General features: G+C 66.7%; 17 protein-coding genes. 7 read left to right on the top strand and 10 right to left on the bottom strand.

The genetic code is table 11. From position 1 onward, the window contains the following. The first annotated feature begins 184 nt into the window (after positions 1-184). Positions 185-343 (top strand): hypothetical protein, encoded by a 159-nt coding sequence (locus AB0M65_RS34430; RefSeq protein ID WP_364037390.1) that lies wholly within the window; start codon positions 185-187, stop codon positions 341-343. A gap of 6 nt (positions 344-349) precedes the next feature. On the opposite strand, the gene AB0M65_RS34425 is transcribed toward AB0M65_RS34430, so the two are convergent. Further along, on the bottom strand, positions 350-949 hold the full coding sequence (locus AB0M65_RS34425; protein ID WP_364037387.1) for a TetR/AcrR family transcriptional regulator: 600 nt from the start codon (positions 947-949) through the stop codon (positions 350-352). A gap of 87 nt (positions 950-1,036) precedes the next feature. On the opposite strand from AB0M65_RS34425, the gene AB0M65_RS34420 reads away from it, so the two are divergent. Beyond that, a complete protein-coding gene (locus AB0M65_RS34420) occupies positions 1,037-1,462 on the top strand; it encodes a DUF4267 domain-containing protein (RefSeq protein WP_364037384.1) in 426 nt (141 codons plus the stop codon). 34 nt (positions 1,463-1,496) lie between these two features. After that, positions 1,497-1,916, top strand: a complete 420-nt coding sequence (locus tag AB0M65_RS34415) for a DUF2871 domain-containing protein (RefSeq protein ID WP_364037381.1) — start codon at positions 1,497-1,499, stop codon at positions 1,914-1,916. Between the two features lie 139 nt (positions 1,917-2,055). Here the strand turns inward: AB0M65_RS34415 and AB0M65_RS34410 are convergent, their stop codons facing one another. The 5 genes from AB0M65_RS34410 to AB0M65_RS34390 all read right to left on the bottom strand — a co-directional run bounded on the left by AB0M65_RS34410 (position 2,056) and on the right by AB0M65_RS34390 (position 6,721). Beyond that, positions 2,056-3,369: an erythromycin esterase family protein gene (locus tag AB0M65_RS34410; protein WP_364037378.1), complete on the bottom strand. Its 1,314-nt coding sequence runs from the start codon at positions 3,367-3,369 to the stop codon at positions 2,056-2,058. A gap of 48 nt (positions 3,370-3,417) precedes the next feature. Continuing rightward, on the bottom strand, positions 3,418-4,554 hold the full coding sequence (locus tag AB0M65_RS34405; RefSeq protein WP_364037375.1) for a serine hydrolase domain-containing protein: 1,137 nt from the start codon (positions 4,552-4,554) through the stop codon (positions 3,418-3,420). A 167-nt stretch (positions 4,555-4,721) separates the two neighbouring features. Continuing rightward, the gene (locus tag AB0M65_RS34400) at positions 4,722-5,399 is read right to left on the bottom strand and encodes a response regulator transcription factor (protein WP_364037372.1); all 678 of its coding nucleotides are present in this window, start codon (positions 5,397-5,399) and stop codon (positions 4,722-4,724) included. Next, a complete protein-coding gene (locus AB0M65_RS34395) occupies positions 5,396-6,454 on the bottom strand; it encodes a sensor histidine kinase (RefSeq protein WP_364037369.1) in 1,059 nt (352 codons plus the stop codon). The genes AB0M65_RS34400 and AB0M65_RS34395 overlap by 4 nt, the downstream gene beginning before the upstream one ends. Before the next feature lie 120 nt (positions 6,455-6,574). Next, a complete protein-coding gene (locus tag AB0M65_RS34390; protein ID WP_364037393.1) occupies positions 6,575-6,721 on the bottom strand; it encodes a LuxR C-terminal-related transcriptional regulator in 147 nt (48 codons plus the stop codon). 44 nt (positions 6,722-6,765) lie between these two features. Between AB0M65_RS34390 and AB0M65_RS34385 the strand changes: the two genes are divergently transcribed. After that, entirely contained in the window at positions 6,766-7,680 is a 915-nt protein-coding gene (locus AB0M65_RS34385; protein ID WP_364037366.1) for an aminoglycoside phosphotransferase family protein, read from the top strand. A 5-nt stretch (positions 7,681-7,685) separates the two neighbouring features. On the opposite strand, the gene AB0M65_RS34380 is transcribed toward AB0M65_RS34385, so the two are convergent. From AB0M65_RS34380 to AB0M65_RS34365, 4 genes are all read right to left on the bottom strand, one after another. Beyond that, the gene (locus AB0M65_RS34380) at positions 7,686-8,057 is read right to left on the bottom strand and encodes a hypothetical protein (RefSeq protein WP_364037363.1); all 372 of its coding nucleotides are present in this window, start codon (positions 8,055-8,057) and stop codon (positions 7,686-7,688) included. Positions 8,058-8,160: 103 nt separating this feature from the next. Next, complete coding sequence (locus AB0M65_RS34375) at positions 8,161-9,174, bottom strand: MerR family transcriptional regulator (RefSeq protein WP_364037360.1); 1,014 nt, start codon at positions 9,172-9,174, stop codon at positions 8,161-8,163. An 8-nt stretch (positions 9,175-9,182) separates the two neighbouring features. Next, positions 9,183-9,854, bottom strand: coding sequence for a HEAT repeat domain-containing protein (locus AB0M65_RS34370; RefSeq protein WP_364037357.1), 672 nt, complete (start codon positions 9,852-9,854; stop codon positions 9,183-9,185). A gap of 69 nt (positions 9,855-9,923) precedes the next feature. After that, positions 9,924-10,814 carry a DNA-processing protein DprA gene (locus AB0M65_RS34365; protein WP_364037354.1) on the bottom strand — a complete coding sequence of 297 codons (891 nt, stop codon included), beginning with the start codon at positions 10,812-10,814 and terminating at the stop codon, positions 9,924-9,926. A 213-nt stretch (positions 10,815-11,027) separates the two neighbouring features. Here AB0M65_RS34365 and AB0M65_RS34360 point away from each other — a divergent pair, with 213 nt between their 5' ends. The 3 genes from AB0M65_RS34360 (at position 11,028) to AB0M65_RS34350 (ending at position 14,989) form a co-directional block, all read left to right on the top strand. Next, positions 11,028-11,819 carry a metalloregulator ArsR/SmtB family transcription factor gene (locus AB0M65_RS34360; protein ID WP_364037351.1) on the top strand — a complete coding sequence of 264 codons (792 nt, stop codon included), beginning with the start codon at positions 11,028-11,030 and terminating at the stop codon, positions 11,817-11,819. A 41-nt stretch (positions 11,820-11,860) separates the two neighbouring features. After that, positions 11,861-12,631: a DUF3800 domain-containing protein gene (locus AB0M65_RS34355; RefSeq protein ID WP_364037348.1), complete on the top strand. Its 771-nt coding sequence runs from the start codon at positions 11,861-11,863 to the stop codon at positions 12,629-12,631. Positions 12,632-12,745: 114 nt separating this feature from the next. Continuing rightward, on the top strand, positions 12,746-14,989 hold the full coding sequence (locus AB0M65_RS34350) for a germacradienol/geosmin synthase (protein WP_364037345.1): 2,244 nt from the start codon (positions 12,746-12,748) through the stop codon (positions 14,987-14,989). Positions 14,990-15,038: the final 49 nt, after the last annotated feature.

Genomic DNA, 15,038 nt, shown 5'->3' with positions numbered 1-15,038 from the left:
GCCTAGCGCAAGGAAGGGGGCCTTCATGTACTTCACGCGAGCAACGCCACAGGCGACGCGTAAGTGCTTAAGAACGGGCTCGCTCTAACGACCCTTATCACTCACGACCCCCATCGAGAATTGCGCATGCGGGCGTGAATCGGACATCCTGCGGCCAACAAGTGTCCTCTGTGGATAGTGCTCGGTGGCGGTCGTACTCGTCGAAGGCCTCCGGCACGGCACCGTCCAGGATCATGGCCAGTGCATAGGACCCAAAGCCGTCCGGGGTTCGCGCCCGTCGCCGTACCGGTGGGCGTTGCTGGAAGCGGCGATCGCCCTGCCCGCCTTGCTGAACGCGGACTGACCCCGCTTATCGTTCCTCGGCCGCGGGGGCTCGCCCTGGAGCCGGGGAGGTCAGGGTGTTCACGATGGTGTCGGCGTAGTCGCTGGTGATCGGTTCGCCGGTCACGAGCAGCCGGTACCAGAGCGGGGCGACGAGCATGTCGTCGTAGAGGGCCGGGTCGCCGGCGGCCAGCTGCCCGGCTTCCTGCGCCTTGGCGAGCCGGGCCCGGTTGATCGCGGCCAGCGCGGTGTGGACCTTGCCCTGGATCATGGCGGCGAGTTCCGTGTCGAGCTGGGCCGAGCCGATCACGCCGGAAATGATCTGGCCGTGCCGTTCATCGGCGAAGACCTCGGCGAGGGTGCGCAGCCAGGTGCGCAGGTCGGTGTCGATGTCACCGGTGTCGGGATAGAGGAAGAACCGCTCACCGAGCCGGTCCATCAAGGCGTCCAGGAACAGCGCTCCCTTCGACGGCCACCAGCGGTAGACCGTCGGTTTGCCCACCTTCGCCCGCGTGGCGACCGCCTCCATGGTCACCGCGGCATAGCCGCGCTCGGCACAAAGGTCGACGGCGGCCTGCAGGATCTCGTCCCGGGAGCGTGCGGTCCGGCCGGTGGGTTGTGTGCTCACCGCAATCACTCTACCCAACTACAAAACGTTCTGTTACGTTCTGCGTCGGCATAACGTTACGTAACGTTTTGAAGAGGAGTGGCGACCATGACCCTCAAGAATGTCAACACCGTCTTGGCCACGGTGGGGGCCTTGTTCATCGCCTACGTCGGGCTCTCCTACGTGCTCGTCCCGGAGTCCACGGCGCCCGGCTTCGGCCTGCCGCGCTGGCCGCCAGGGGACGGCGACGGTTTCCTTGTCCTGAAGGGCATCCGGGACCTGGTGTCCGGTATGGCGATCGCCGCGATGGTGCTCACCGGTCAGCGACGCGCGCTGGGCTGGCTCCTTCTGGTCATCGCCTGCACACCGCTCGGCGACATGATCACCGTGCTGGCCCACGACGGATCGTCGGCCGCCGCGTTCGGCATTCACGGAGCGACCGCCGCCCTGGTCGCGCTCACCGGCGTCCTGACCCTCCGTGAAACCCGCGCCCGCCCGGCTGCCGCGGAGCCGCCGTCCCTCGCACTTCAGTGAATTCCCGTCACCCTTTCCCGGAAAGAGCAAAGCAATGCGCAAATCCTTTTACGCGGCACACATTTACATGATCCTCGGAGTGGTTTCCGGCTTGTACTACCGGGAGTTCACCAAGCTCAACGAGTTCGACGGGCGAACCCAGCTCGCGCTCATCCACACGCACCTGCTCGCGCTCGGCATGCTGGGCTTCCTCATCGTCTTGGCGCTCGACAAGCTGTTCCAGCTTTCCGGGAACAGACTGTTCACCCTTTTCTTCTGGTTCTACAACGCGGGTATCGCCGTCTCGGCCGCCATGATGTTCGTCCACGGCACCCAGACGGTTCTCGGCCTCTCCGTGCCCATGGCCGTCTCCTTGACCGCCGGGCTCGGCCACATCCTGCTCACGGTCGGACTGATCCTGCTGTTCGTCCTCCTTGGCAAACGCCTCAAGAAGACCGTCCAGCCGGCGCCGTAACGGGGACAACCGTCGTCACACAGCGAAGCTCCTGGTGGCTCCTGCTTCTGGTTCGATGCGTGAATTTGGGATTCGCGCGTATTCCAGGAATCAGGCCCTGGCATAGCGGCCCTGCCAAAGCAGGGCCGCTATGGCCTGCTCAGCGCAGGAATTTCGCTTCGGTGACGTCGTGGAGGTGGACGACGATGTCGTAGGAGCGGCCGAGCGAGACCTGGAAAGGGTCCATCGGCCACACGACGCCGATGGACCGGGTCGGGCGGGTGCCGTCGAGCCAGGCGCGAGCGGATGCCGGTGCGGTGCGGGCGTCGAAGTAGAAGTCGTCGTAGCGGACCTTGTCCAGGGTGGCCTCGTTGGAATTCTTTTCCGGAGCGCCGACCTTGAACTTCTGCCACGGGCCGCCGTTGTTCCTCGACAAGAACGAGCCTTCGTTGAAGCTCATTCCGATGGAGACGTAGTGCTTGCCGTACATCTCGCGGAGGAAGTCGCCTTGTACCTTGGGATACATCGCGGTCGAGGGGGTTACCTTGGCGACGTGGCCGTTGTGGGCGGACACCAGCACCTTGCCGCCGGTGAGTCGTTGCCACCAGGCCACGTTGTCGGCCATGGCACGATCGCGGCCGAGTTGCATGGCCGGGATCGCGGCCGGGTCGGTCGTGTCGACCGCGTAGTAGCGTGCGGTCTGGGCGATCGAACGGGCGTACTGCAGGACGAGTGAGTCCATGTTCTTGACTTCACTGAGCGTCTTCAGCGCTTTTTCTGCTTTGTCCGCCAAGTGCCTGCGCTCGGCGACCGGCTTGTTCAGGTAGGCGGCATCGTCATCGAGGGGACGCAGGCCGGTGTACAGCTCGTTGACCTGAGCCAGCAGCTGTGGCTGCTTCCGCTTGACGTGGTCGGTGACCTTGGCGAAGAAGCCGTCCGGCAGACGGACGCCGACGTCGTCACCGACGAAATGGACGGGACGTCCGGGGTGCTCGCGGTTGTAGGAGCGCATCCATTCGAACAGGTGCAGGAATTCCTCGCGTTCCCACGGGGAGTTCGCCATGGCGGTCTTGGTGAGCGCGCGGATGTCACCCTTGCCCGTCAGAAGGTATTCGTTGATGGCGAGGCCCTCCGGCCAGCCTTGCTCCAGCGCGAAACCGGTGAACCCTTTTTCTTCCACCAGGTATCGGAAAACGCGTTCTTTCATGGCGAAGAACTCGTGGGAGCCGTGGGTCGCCTCACCGAGTCCGACGATCTTGGCGTCGGCGACCATCTCACCGAGCGCGCGCAGGTCGGCGTTGTGGCGCCCCGGTTCGGTCGAGCGCAGCGGGTGGGAGACGCGCTCCAGTGCGTTGACCGTGTTCTGCCGGCTGTTCTCCGGTGCCGCGTGTGCGGCGATTGGGGCGAGTGCCGCCGCCGCGGTGAGTGCGGCGGTCGCCATCAGGACTCGACGTCCGATTCGGATGGTGCTCATGATGTTCTCCTTCGAGCTTTGGTGTGACAGTGAATTCAAGGGTCTTGATCAAGGGTGCGTTCCGCAGATGGCGACGTCGGCGACTTTGAGGACGTCGGCCGACCCGTTCTGCTCTGGCACGATCTGGTTGACGGTGACGTTGACCGCGCGTCCGTCGGTGGTGACGCCGCCGCGCGTGCGGAATCCGGGGATGCTGCCGCCGTGGCCCCACAGATCCTTGCCGCAGGAGGTGAGGTTGCGGATGAGCCCGAGGCCGTATCCGCCGGGCTGCTCGGCCGACGCCACGGTGCGTTTCATCTCGGCCAGCTGCGCCGGCGGGACCACGCGGCCTGCCAGCAGCGCGGTGAAGAACCGGTTGAGGTCCTCGCCGGTGCTGATCATCGCGCCCGCGGCGCCTCCCCAGGAGGGGTTCTGCTCGGTGTAGTCGATGAGCGCGCCCGTCTCGGTCGTTTCGTAGCCGCGCGGGTGTGGTCCCTTGATCCCGGTGTCGCCAGGGCGCGGGTAGTAGGTGTTCTCCAGCCGCAACGGCGTGATGATCCGCCGGGTGATCTCGGTGCTGACCGGCTTGCCGGTGACCTTCTCGACGAGCAGGCCCGCCAGGATGTAGTTCGTGTTCGAGTACGTCCACCCGGTACCTGGCGCGAAGTCGGGCTTGAGCGTCATCGCCGCCTTGATCAGCTTCCCGGCCTCGACGGACTTCCACCGGTTGGCGTAGATGTCGGTCACCCGCACGTAGTCGGGCAGGCCGCTGGTGTGTTGCAGGAGCTGCCGGACGGAGATCCGAGTGCCGTCGTTGCCCTCGCCACGGACGACGCCGGGCAGGTATCGCTCGATCGGAGCGTCGAGATTGACCTTCCCCTCCGCGACCAGCTGGAGTACCACCGCGGCCACGAACGTCTTGGTGTTGCTGCCGATCCGGATTCGCGACTCACGTGGGAAGGGCTTCCCGGTGCGGAGATCACCGGAGCCGCGGGCCACTTCCCGGCTCCTGCCGTGTTCGGTCACCACGACCTGTCCGCCTGGTGGGGAGCCGTCCGCGACGAGCTGACCCAAGGCCCTCTCGATCTGCTGCCTGCCGGCGAACCCGGGCAGATCCCCGGCCGTGGCCACCGCCGGGACGCCGACGGCGATGCTCGTCACCGCGACGGTGGTGGCGACGACCCGCCCCACAATGTTCGAGCGCAAGGAAACCTCCAGTGATCGGGTGGCTCTACCACCACAAAGACTGGCAGCGCGAAGGCGCCGACCGCGTCGCCACGAGGTCTGAACAGCCCACTCCCGGCGGGGTAAGGGGAAACCCTGAGACGGCTCATCCCGGCAGATGACGTGTGGTCGCGTCCCCAGGATTTGGGTCAGCGACCGGGAGGCTTGCCGGGCACCACCAGGCCGCTTTCGTAGGCGGCTACCACCGCTTGGGCGCGGCTGGACAACCGCAGCTTGCCCATGATCCTCTTGACGTGGGTTTTCACGGTCGCTTCGCTGAGAAGGAGGCCATCCGCGATTTCGGCGTTGCTCGACCCGGTACCGATCAGCCGCAGTACCTCGGTCTCCCGTGCGGTGAGCGCGGTCAGCTCGGGGCGCTCGGTGGCACGCGGGCGGTGATGCCGCGCGTAGGCTTCGATCAGCCGACGGGTGATCTGTGGCGCGAGCAGGATGTCACCGGTCGCGATGGTCTGGATCGCGCCGATGATCCGATCGGGCGGGGTGTCCTTGAGCAGGAACCCGGCCGCACCCGCGGCCAGTGCGGCGTAGACATACTCGTCGAGGTCGAAAGTGGTCAGCACGAGCACCTTCGGTGCCGGATCCGGAGAATCGGCCAAGATCCGCCGAGTGGCGACGATCCCGTCCACTTCGGGCATCCGGATGTCCATCAGGATCACGTCGGGCGCGGTGCTCGCGGCGAGCGCGATCGCCTGATCGCCGTCGACCGCGGCGCCCACGATCATCAAGCCCGGCGCGGCGTCGCACAGCGACACCAGCCCGGCTCTGATGAGCGGCTGGTCGTCGGCGACCAGTACGCGGATGGTCACAGCGGCAACCGGACCGTCACCGAGAACCCACCCTCCGGCCGAGGCCCGGCCGTGAGTACGCCGTCGTAGAGTTCGGCGCGTTCCCGCATGCCGATGATTCCCCGCCGCCCGGGTTCACCGGTCGATCGGTGGCCGGATGAGCCGGATCCATCGTCGGTCACGTTCAGCGTCAGCATCGTCTTCCCGTAGTCCAGGGTCAGCCGGGCGTTCGACCGGCCCGCGTGTTTGAGCACATTGGTCAGCGATTCCTGCGCGACCCGGTACGCGCACAGGTCCGGCCCGGCGGGCAACGGGCTCGCGACCCCGGTGATCTCGTACTCGAGTGCGAGACCGGCGTCACGGACACGGGCGACCAGCGCGTCGAGATCGGCCAAACCCGGTTGTGGCGCGTAGTCGGTGTCCTGGTCATCGGTGCGCAGCACGTCGAGCAGCCGCCGCATCTCCCCAAGCGCCTCACGGGCCGCTCCGCCGATGTCGGTCAGCGCCTGCCTGGCCGTGTCCCGGTCGGAGTCGAACACGTACTCGGCCACACCCGCCTGCAACGAGACGACGGACATGTGATGTGCCACGACATCGTGCAACTCGCGGGCGATCCGTCTACGCTCATCGACCACCGCCTGCCGCGCCTGCTCGGCCCTGCGGGCCCAGTTGCGGGTGCTCTCGCCCAGCGCCCAAGCGGCTGTCAGTTGCAGCATCACCAGGCCGACTTCGGACCACGGCACAGTGTCGGACACGACGACGTAGTCGACGGCGAGCACCGCGACACCGATCAGCCAACCGGCCGCCGCGACCCGCCGCGGCCGGTACATGGCGACGCTGAACACACCGACGAGCACACCGATCCCCGAGGTCTTCGAGTCACCGTGACCGAGCAGCGCCGACCCGGAATGGGCGAGACCGGACATCACCAGTGCGGCCATCGGGGCGCTGCGGCGCACCGCGATAGGTGCCGCGGACAAGGCCGCCAGCACCGTAGCGAGCAACGGCGCGGCCGGATCGATTCCGGTCACCATCAGAACGACGAGCACGCCGGCGAGAAGCGTGTCGACCAGCATTCGTCAACTCTAGATGGCCTGCGGTCTGTCGAACTCGCTGCGTACGTGAAGTGCGGGCTCACGCCGTCTGGTCTCGATCTTGTCCATGAAGGATCTGGGACACTCAACGTCCCAAATGCTTCATGGACGCGGACAGCTCCCCCGTGCGCGTAGCCGAGTGGTGTACTTGCCGATCGCGCTTTCGCCGAGGAAGAGCCGCTGGCCGATGGCCTGATTGGACAGTCCTTCGGCCATGAGGCCGAGCACGGAAAGTTCGCGTTCGGTGATGGGGGTTTATCGTTCGACTTTCCCTATCAGGCAAGGACGCCGCCTTGAGCAACACGCCGGATCTCGGGCCCCAACCCCAGCGCCTCACCGTCGACGCGGAGCAGGTGCGCCGGTTGATCGGCGACCAGTTTCCGCAGTGGGCGGGTCTCCCGGTTCGGCCTGTGGCCAAGAGCGGCTGGGACAACATCACCTTCCACCTCGGCGACGCGATGGTGGCGCGTCTGCCGAGTGCCTCCGAGTACGCACTGGCGGTGGACAAGGAACAGCGGTGGCTTCCGGCGCTCGCTCCCCGCCTGCCGCTACCCATCCCTGCCCCACTGGCCAAGGGGCATCCCGGCGCGGATTACCCCTTCTCGTGGTCGATCTACTCTTGGCTCCATGGCGAACCTGCGAGCGCGGACCGAATTTCCGATCCGGTCCGCTTCGCCCTCGACCTGGCCGGGTTCGTGGCGGCCCTGCAGAGCGTGGATGCCTACGGCGGTCCCCAGCCGGGTAAACACAACTGGTTCCGGGGCGCGACCCTGCGCAACTATGACGCACAGGCCCAGCGCGCACTCGCGGCATTGGACGGCCACATCGACGTCGGCTTGGCCCGCGAAATCTGGAAGACCACATTGGACACTCCTTGGGACGGAGTGGACCTCTGGTTCCACGGCGACATCGCACCGGGGAACCTCCTGCTCGACGGCGGGGAGCTGGCGGCAGTCATCGACTTCGGAACCTGCGGTGTCGGCGACCCGTCCTGCGACCTGGCCATCGCCTGGACACTGCTGACCGACGACGGCAGACAGGCGTTCCGCGAACGCCTGTCCGTCGACGAGGCGACATGGGTGCGCGGACGCGGGTGGGCCCTGTGGAAGACGCTCGTCGCTTGCGCGCAGAGCCTGGGCCGTGACGACGAGGAAGCAACGAACGCACGTCGCGTTCTCGCCGGGATCTTCTCCGACTACAGAGGCTGAGGGGCTCAGGCCGCCGCTGTCTCAGCCGCTTCCCGGACCGGGCGAATTCGGCTGAGCTGCAGGAGGCTGAAGCCGAACAGCAGGACGCCGAGTGGAACGTGGACCGCCGTCACGTGCGCGATCCCGAGAAACACCTGTGCCAGCGTGAGCCCGAGGAACACGGCCGCGGGCAGGATCGGCTTGGGGGAGCCGCCGCCCGGCCGCCATACGAGGATCGCGGTGACCACGTGCAGCATCGCCACGATGAACAGGGTGTAGGCCGTGGCGCTGTGCAGTGCCTGGCCGCTCGGGATGGTCAGCAGGAGACCGGCCGTGATCGGGGTGAGGAAGACGGCGAGGGTCTGCACGGCGATCGCGACGCGCAAAGGGGCTGGCATGGGGACTCCTTCGGTGGACGTGTCACCGGTCGGACGAAGGAGCCGCCAGGAACGTGACAATGTGTACGGTCGCCTGGCCCTGATCGTCTGAGTGGTCGGTGGCTCAGCCGTCGGACCGCTCTTCGAGCACTCCGGCGAGGGCCGAGGCGACGAGGGCGACGGCCCGGTCATCGTCGTCGGCCAAGCGTCGCAGGACATCTCGCGCGATGGTCGGCGGCAGTTCGGCGAGTGCCTGGACCAGGCGTATCCGCACCCCGGAGTCCGCGGTGTGCGCGGCGAGCTCGTCGACAAGCGCACTCATGATCCGGCCCGCGCACCCGGGGTCCAGTGACAGGGTTCCCAGGACCTCGGCCGCCTCGACATCCTTCGTGCCCTCGACCACCATGCCGACGAGTACCGGCACGGCCGCGGCCACGCCACGCGTACCCAACGTCAGAGCGGCATGCCCGCGCACCGTCGTGTCCGGGTCTTCGAGCGCGTCCGCGAGCGCCGCGTCCGCCTCGTCACCGGACATCTCGGCGATCGTCAGTACCGCGCGCCGCCGGATGTCGACGTCGTCCGAGTACACACCGGACGCCACGCTCGCCACACCGTCACCGCCCGCCCGCGCGAGAGCCCACCGCAGGGCTCCGGCGACGTTCGGATCGGATTCGGCGAGAATCGCCTCGGCCAGCAGCTCGGCGGGAACCGGCGTGTCCTCGGCCGGGGCCAGGATGGTCTGCTGACGGCGCGCGGCACTGGGCGAGGTGAGCCCGTGCAGGAGCTCGACGATGCGCAGGACGCCCTGCCATCCGGAGGGCGCCGAGGCATCGACCGCACGAAGCCGCTCGAGTAGCTCCTGCTCCCGCTCCAGCCGATCCTCGGTCCGCCGGATGAGGTCGCCGACCAGCTCGGACGGCGTGAAGGCGGGATCCTCCAGCGCACGTCCGATCTGTCGTAGTGACAATCCCAGTGACCGCAGGCTTTCCACGTGGAAGATCCGGCGAATATCCTCGGCGGAGTACTCGCGGTAGCCACCCACGGTGCGGCCTGTCGGACGCACCAGCCCGAGTGAGTCATAGTGCCTGAGCATCCGGGCACTCACCCCCGAGCGGTCGGCCACCTCACCGATCAGCACGCCGCCGCCTATGCCCGGTCCGGGCCGAGCGCGTGGAGCCGTTTCGCGTCGTCGATGGCCGAGTCGAAAGCGGCATCCGGGTCGCGCAGGAGCAGCTCGGTGGCGCGGGCATGCGCCTGCACCTCCGGGTTGTCGCTCGCCAGTCCTGGCAGCAGGGCGGACTCGATCACGTCTCCGAGCGCGACGAGTGCCCGGCTGAGACTCAGTTGCACCTTCCGGTCGCCGCGACCGAGCTGTGCGGCCAGTTCCGCGGCCAGCTCTTCCCGTCCGCCGTCGGGCACGAGAATGACGGCGGCACGCCATGCGCTTCGCGCGACCTCGTCGTCGGCGTCGTGCAGCAACGACCGCGTGATCGCGGGCCACACACTCCCGTCCCCGATCTTGGACAGCGTGTGCAACGCCTGGCTTCGGGCCTGAGCGCGCTCGGAACCGAGCTCCGCACGAAGTCTTGGCACCGTGATCTCCGGCGAGAGGCGGGTCAACGCCCAGACGAGCATGTCCCGCACGAAGAAGTCCGGCTCGATCGCGCTCCGCTCCATGAGCGTCTCGAGGAAGCCAGGGTCGGGGTGCGTACCGGCCGCCAGGGCCACCTGGAGCCGCACCGACGAGTCTTCGGCGCTCAAGGCGTCGAGCAGGCGGGTGTTCTGCGAATACGTGTGTGGTGAGTTCACGGGGACCACCTCCTGCACCCAGTGAAGACCTTGTCACAGTGTCAAGGTCAAGTACGTGAAGCTCAATGGCGACTCAGGTCATCCGATGAGGGTGATCTCGGCGGGGCCGGAGACGACCTGCTCGGCGGCCGCGATGACCTCGGCCGTGCTGCTCGCGACGTGGACGCCGGGCTGATCGATCAGGTCTGCGGGCCACGTGTTGTTGTGGACGACGAGATCCGTGAGGATGACCGGCCGTCCGTGTGCGACGGCTTGACGCGCTTGAATCCGGGCACCGCTGTGCTCTCCCGCTTCGATGACGATCGTCGCGCGGCTGTATCCCGACATTACGGCGTTTCGCATGGGGAAGGACTGTTTCGTCGGCGCGGCATCCGGCCAGAATTGTGAGATCACGACTCCTTCGGCCGCGATGCGCTCCTGCAGTTCCCGATTTTCCGCGGGATAGTGGCGGGTGATTCTGGTGCCGATCACCGCCGCTGTCCGGCCACCTGCGTCCAGGGCGGCTGTGTGCGCCGCCGTGTCGATACCCTTGGCCAGGCCGGAGATCACCGCGATACCCCGATCGGCCAGACCGGTGGCGACGGCTCGGGCGATCTGCAGTCCCAGATCCGACGCCCGCCGAGAACCGACCACGGCGATCCCGGTTTCCTCCGTCGGCAGCGTGCCTTGATGGAAGAGGACGGGTGGGAAGTCGTGAATCTCCCGGAGCTGGGGTGGGTAAAGCTCGTCCATGAACGTGAGAAAGCCCAGTTCATGCCACGAGCGGACGTCACGCTGGGCTTCGTCCAGCACTGAGCTTTGGGTGGTTTCGTCGAACAAGCCAGGGGGATGGTGTTCTTCCCAGACTCGAAGCGCGCTTTCCCGCTGCTCGACCTCGTGTGCGAGGTCCCGCCAGGAGAGGCCGGAGGGGCGGGTGCGCAACAGCGCGACCAGCGCGGCGCGTTCCGCGTCGTCCCACCGATCACTCATGGGGTTCAGCGTAGGTGTTTCGAGCCGCACTCGTGCTTCAGCCACGGCTGAGCGAGGTCTGGGGATGGAGTAGAACACGTGTTCGATTATGGCAGGTCTCGGACGGTGACGCAAACATGATCATTTGTCACCTTTCGTGGCCGGCGTTGACATGCAGCCGATCGGCTGCCTAATGTCAAAGGCAGCTGAACGGCTGCATATCAGAAAGGCGACATGGACGAGGTGTTCAAGGCGCTGGCCGACCCCAGTCGCCGCAGGTTGCTCGACGACCTGAACGCCCGCAACGGGCAGACCCTGCGCGAACTGTGCGCCGGGCTCGACATGGCGCGGCAGTCGGTCAGCAAGCATTTGGCCGTGCTGGAGGCGGCCAATCTCGTGACCACGGTGTGGCGTGGCCGCGAGAAGTTGCATTACGTGAACGCGGAGCCGATCAACGCGATCGCCGAGCGCTGGATCGACCGGTACCACCAGGGCCGGGTCGACGCGCTCGCCGATCTGAAGAAGGCATTGGAGCAGGAACCCATGGGTACCACCGAATTCGTCTACACCAGCTACATCAAGACGACGCCGGAGCGGCTTTGGCGGGCGCTGACCGACCCGGTCTTCACCAAGCAGTACTGGGGCTGCGAGTTCACTTCCGACTGGAAGCCCGGGTCCACGATGGCCTGGGATCAGCTCGGCGTGCGGCTGGAGGACGCCGAGCAGGTGGTGCTGGAATCCGACCCGTACCGGCGGCTCTCCTACACGTGGCACACCTTCACACCCGAGTTCGCCAAGTCCGTGGGGCTCGACGACGACGTGGCGGCGAAGCTCGCGGCCGAGCCGCGGTCGAAGGTGACGTTCGATCTCCAGCCCACCGGCGACACGGTGAAGCTGACCGTCGTGCACGACGGGTTCGAGCCGGGCAGCACGGCGCTGGAGATGATCAACGGTGGCTGGCCGTCGATCCTGTCCAGCCTCAAGACGCTGCTCGAAACCGGCGAACCGCTGCCGGAACCCGCGTAAGTAGGTCGACGACGCCCGTCCGATCGGGCAGTATCCGCTTCGTGCCCCTGGAGATCGCCTGCGACGAGTCCGGGTCCGAGGGCGAGAAGCTGATCGGCGGGCAGACCGACGTGTTCGCGCACGCGGGGGTCCGGCTGAGTATCGAAGAGGCCGCCGGATGCCTGGTGGAACTGCGTCGCCGGATCCGGTCGCCGGCGGTCGAGTACAAGGCCAACCACCTGCTCCGCACCAAGCACCGGCGGGTCCTCGAATGGTTCCTCGGCCCGCTGGGCCCGGTCCGCGGCCGCGCCCACGTGTACCTCGTGGACAAGAGACTGCTACTGGCGAACGAACTCCGCGAACTCGTCGGCGGCGAAGCCCTGCCCGGCGACGAGCTTTTGGCGGCGTTCAACGACGTGCTGCGGACCAGGAACCGGCGGGATCCGGCGGCCGGATCGTTCTTCACGATGGTGGGCGACACCGAAGAGTTGCGGGCAAAGGCGGCGAAGTTGCGTGGCGCGAAGGTGCTCGATCCCCTGGTGCCCGCGGTTCTCCGCGCCGTCGAGTACTGGAGCGAGGACGGCGAGCCGGTCTTCCTCGTCCACGACGAACAGCCGTCGCTCAAGGGAGAACGGCTCGCCGAAATCGAGTCGAGCCCGGGTCTTGCCGGGCTGAAGTTCGTGGACTCGCGGACCGATCCTCGGGTGCAGGTCGCCGATTTCCTGGTCGGTGTCGCGCGGCGGATCGCCGAAGACGAACTGAACGGAAACGGCGACACGATATTGACGGGACTTCTCGAACCGTATATCGATTCCGCGTCCCTTTGGCGCTGACTGAAACGGTTCACTCCTTGGTACACGGAATCGCTCGGGTGGCCGTTGCCGGGGGAGGTCGGCTGCTGGAAATGTCGAACTGTCCTCGACGTCCGTCCGGAAGGCGAACCGCAGATGCAGGCTTTCACCTTGCCCGAGTTCTACGTACCGCATCCGGCGCGGATCAACCAGCATCTGGAGGCGGCGCGGACACACAGCATGGCCTGGGCGAGGGAAAGAGGCATGCTCGATTCGCCCGCCCCGTCCGGCGGCGTCGTCTGGACCGAGCAGGCACTGGCGAAGATGGATTACGCGTTGCTCTGCGCGCATACCCATCCGGACTGTGACGGGCCGTCCCTCGATCTGGTCACGGACTGGTACGTCTGGGTGTTCTTCTTCGACGACGATTTCCTCGCGCAATTCAAGTACACCCGGAATACGGAAGGGGCGAAGGCTTATCTCGACCGGCTGGAATTGTTCATGACCGGACCCGGGGAGACGCCGCCGGAGCCGGAGAATCCCGCCGAAGCCGGGCTCAAGGACCTTTGGGCCCGCACCATTCCGTCGATGTCGGAAGAGTGGCGGCGGCGTTTCGTCACCAGTACGCACAACCTCATGGTCGAATCGCTCTGGGAACTGGACAACATCGACCGGGGCCGGATCGCGAACCCCATCGAGTACATCCAGATGCGCCGTCGCGTCGGCGGGGCGCCGTGGTCGGCCAACCTGATCGAGTACGCCGTTGGCGCCGAAGTGCCGGACAAAGTCGCCGCGACCAGGCCGATGGAAGTCCTTCGCGACACCTTCGCCGACGCCGTCCACCTGCGTAACGACCTCTTTTCCTACCAGCGCGAAGTGCGCGAAGAGGGCGAGAACTCCAACGCCGTCCTCGTCTTCGAGAAGTTCCTCGACTGCTCGACGCAGGAGGCCGCCGAACTCACCAACGACCTGCTGACCTCGCGGCTGCAGCAGTTCGAGAACACCGCGCTCGTCGAGGTGCCCGCGCTGCTGGTCGAACACGACGTCCCGCTGTCCGAGCAGATCGGGATCGGTCTGTACGTCAAGGGATTGCAGGACTGGCAGTCCGGCGGCCACGAATGGCACGCGAAGTCGAGCCGGTACATGAACGAAGGCACGGTCTCCGGTGCGAACGGCGGCCTGCTGGACGGCCCGACGGGACTCGGCACGGAGTCGCTGCGGCTCTCGCCGAACCGGCTGGGGCTGGTCCAGCGGACCCGGCAGCGGTCGCCCGCGCCGTTCGCCCCGGTCGGCCAGCTGCCGCTGCCCGAATTCCGCATGCCGTACCCGATCCGCACCAGCCCGCATCTCGCCGCCGCCCGCGAGTACGCCCCCGGCTGGGCCAGGGAGATGGGCATGTTCGACTCGCTCCCCGGCGTCGAGCACGGTGGAGTGTGGGACGAGCGCCGGTTCCGTGGCTTCGACCTCCCGCACTGCGCGGCGATGATCCACGCGGACTCGGACCTCGACCAGCTCAAACTGTCGTCGGACTGGCTCGCGTGGGGCACCTACGGCGACGACTACTTCCCGCTGATCTTCGGCCTGAAGCGGGACGCCGTCGCGGCGAAATTCTGCAGCGACCGGCTTTCGCTGTTCATGCCGCTCGACGGCGAACCCGTGCCGGAGCCGACGAACCCGGTCGAACGCGGCCTCGTGGATCTGTGGAACCGCACGGCCGGACCGCTGGCACCGCAGGCGCGGGCGGATTTTCGGAGGGCTGTCGAAAGCATGACCGCGAGCTGGGTCTGGGAAGTGGCGAACCAGGCGCAGAACCGGATCCCCGATCCGGTCGACTACGTGGAGATGCGGCGGCGGACGTTCGGTTCCGACCTGACGAAGAGCCTCTCGAGGCTCCAGCTCGGCGACGTCGTGCCGCCGGAGATCTACCACAACCGGGTGCTGTACGAACTCGACACCGCGGCGCAGGACTACGCGGCGTTCACCAATGACCTGTTCTCGTACCAGAAGGAGATCGAATACGAGGGCGAAGTGCACAACCTCGTCTACGTCGTCGAGCAGTTCCTGGCCGTGGATCGGCTACCGGCCAGGGACATTACCGCCCGGCTGATGAACGCGCGGATGGAACAGTTCGAACAGCTCGCGGACGAGGACCTGCCGCGGATGTGCGACGACCTCGGGCTCGACGACGAGCTCCGCGCGGTGCTGACCCGGTACGCGGACAACCTGAAGTACTGGATGTCCGGAATCCTGGAATGGCACCGGAAATGCGTGCGGTATATGGCGCACGAGCTGGAACGCGGCCGCACTCCCGAGCCGCCGGTGTTCTCGCTCAAGCCGAGTGGGATCGGTTCGAGCGGGATCGGCCTGTCGGCCTGGCGGATCGGGAGTGGGGCGCGCTGAACTCCTGGAGGTCGTGAGTGATTTGGGTCGTTCTAACGACCCAAATCAC

This window comes from Amycolatopsis sp. NPDC051071, assembly GCF_040682875.1.
GTDB lineage: Bacteria > Actinomycetota > Actinomycetes > Mycobacteriales > Pseudonocardiaceae > Amycolatopsis.
The sequence above is the reverse complement of the archived record's forward strand: the minus strand, read 5'-3'. Positions and strand labels throughout refer to the sequence as shown.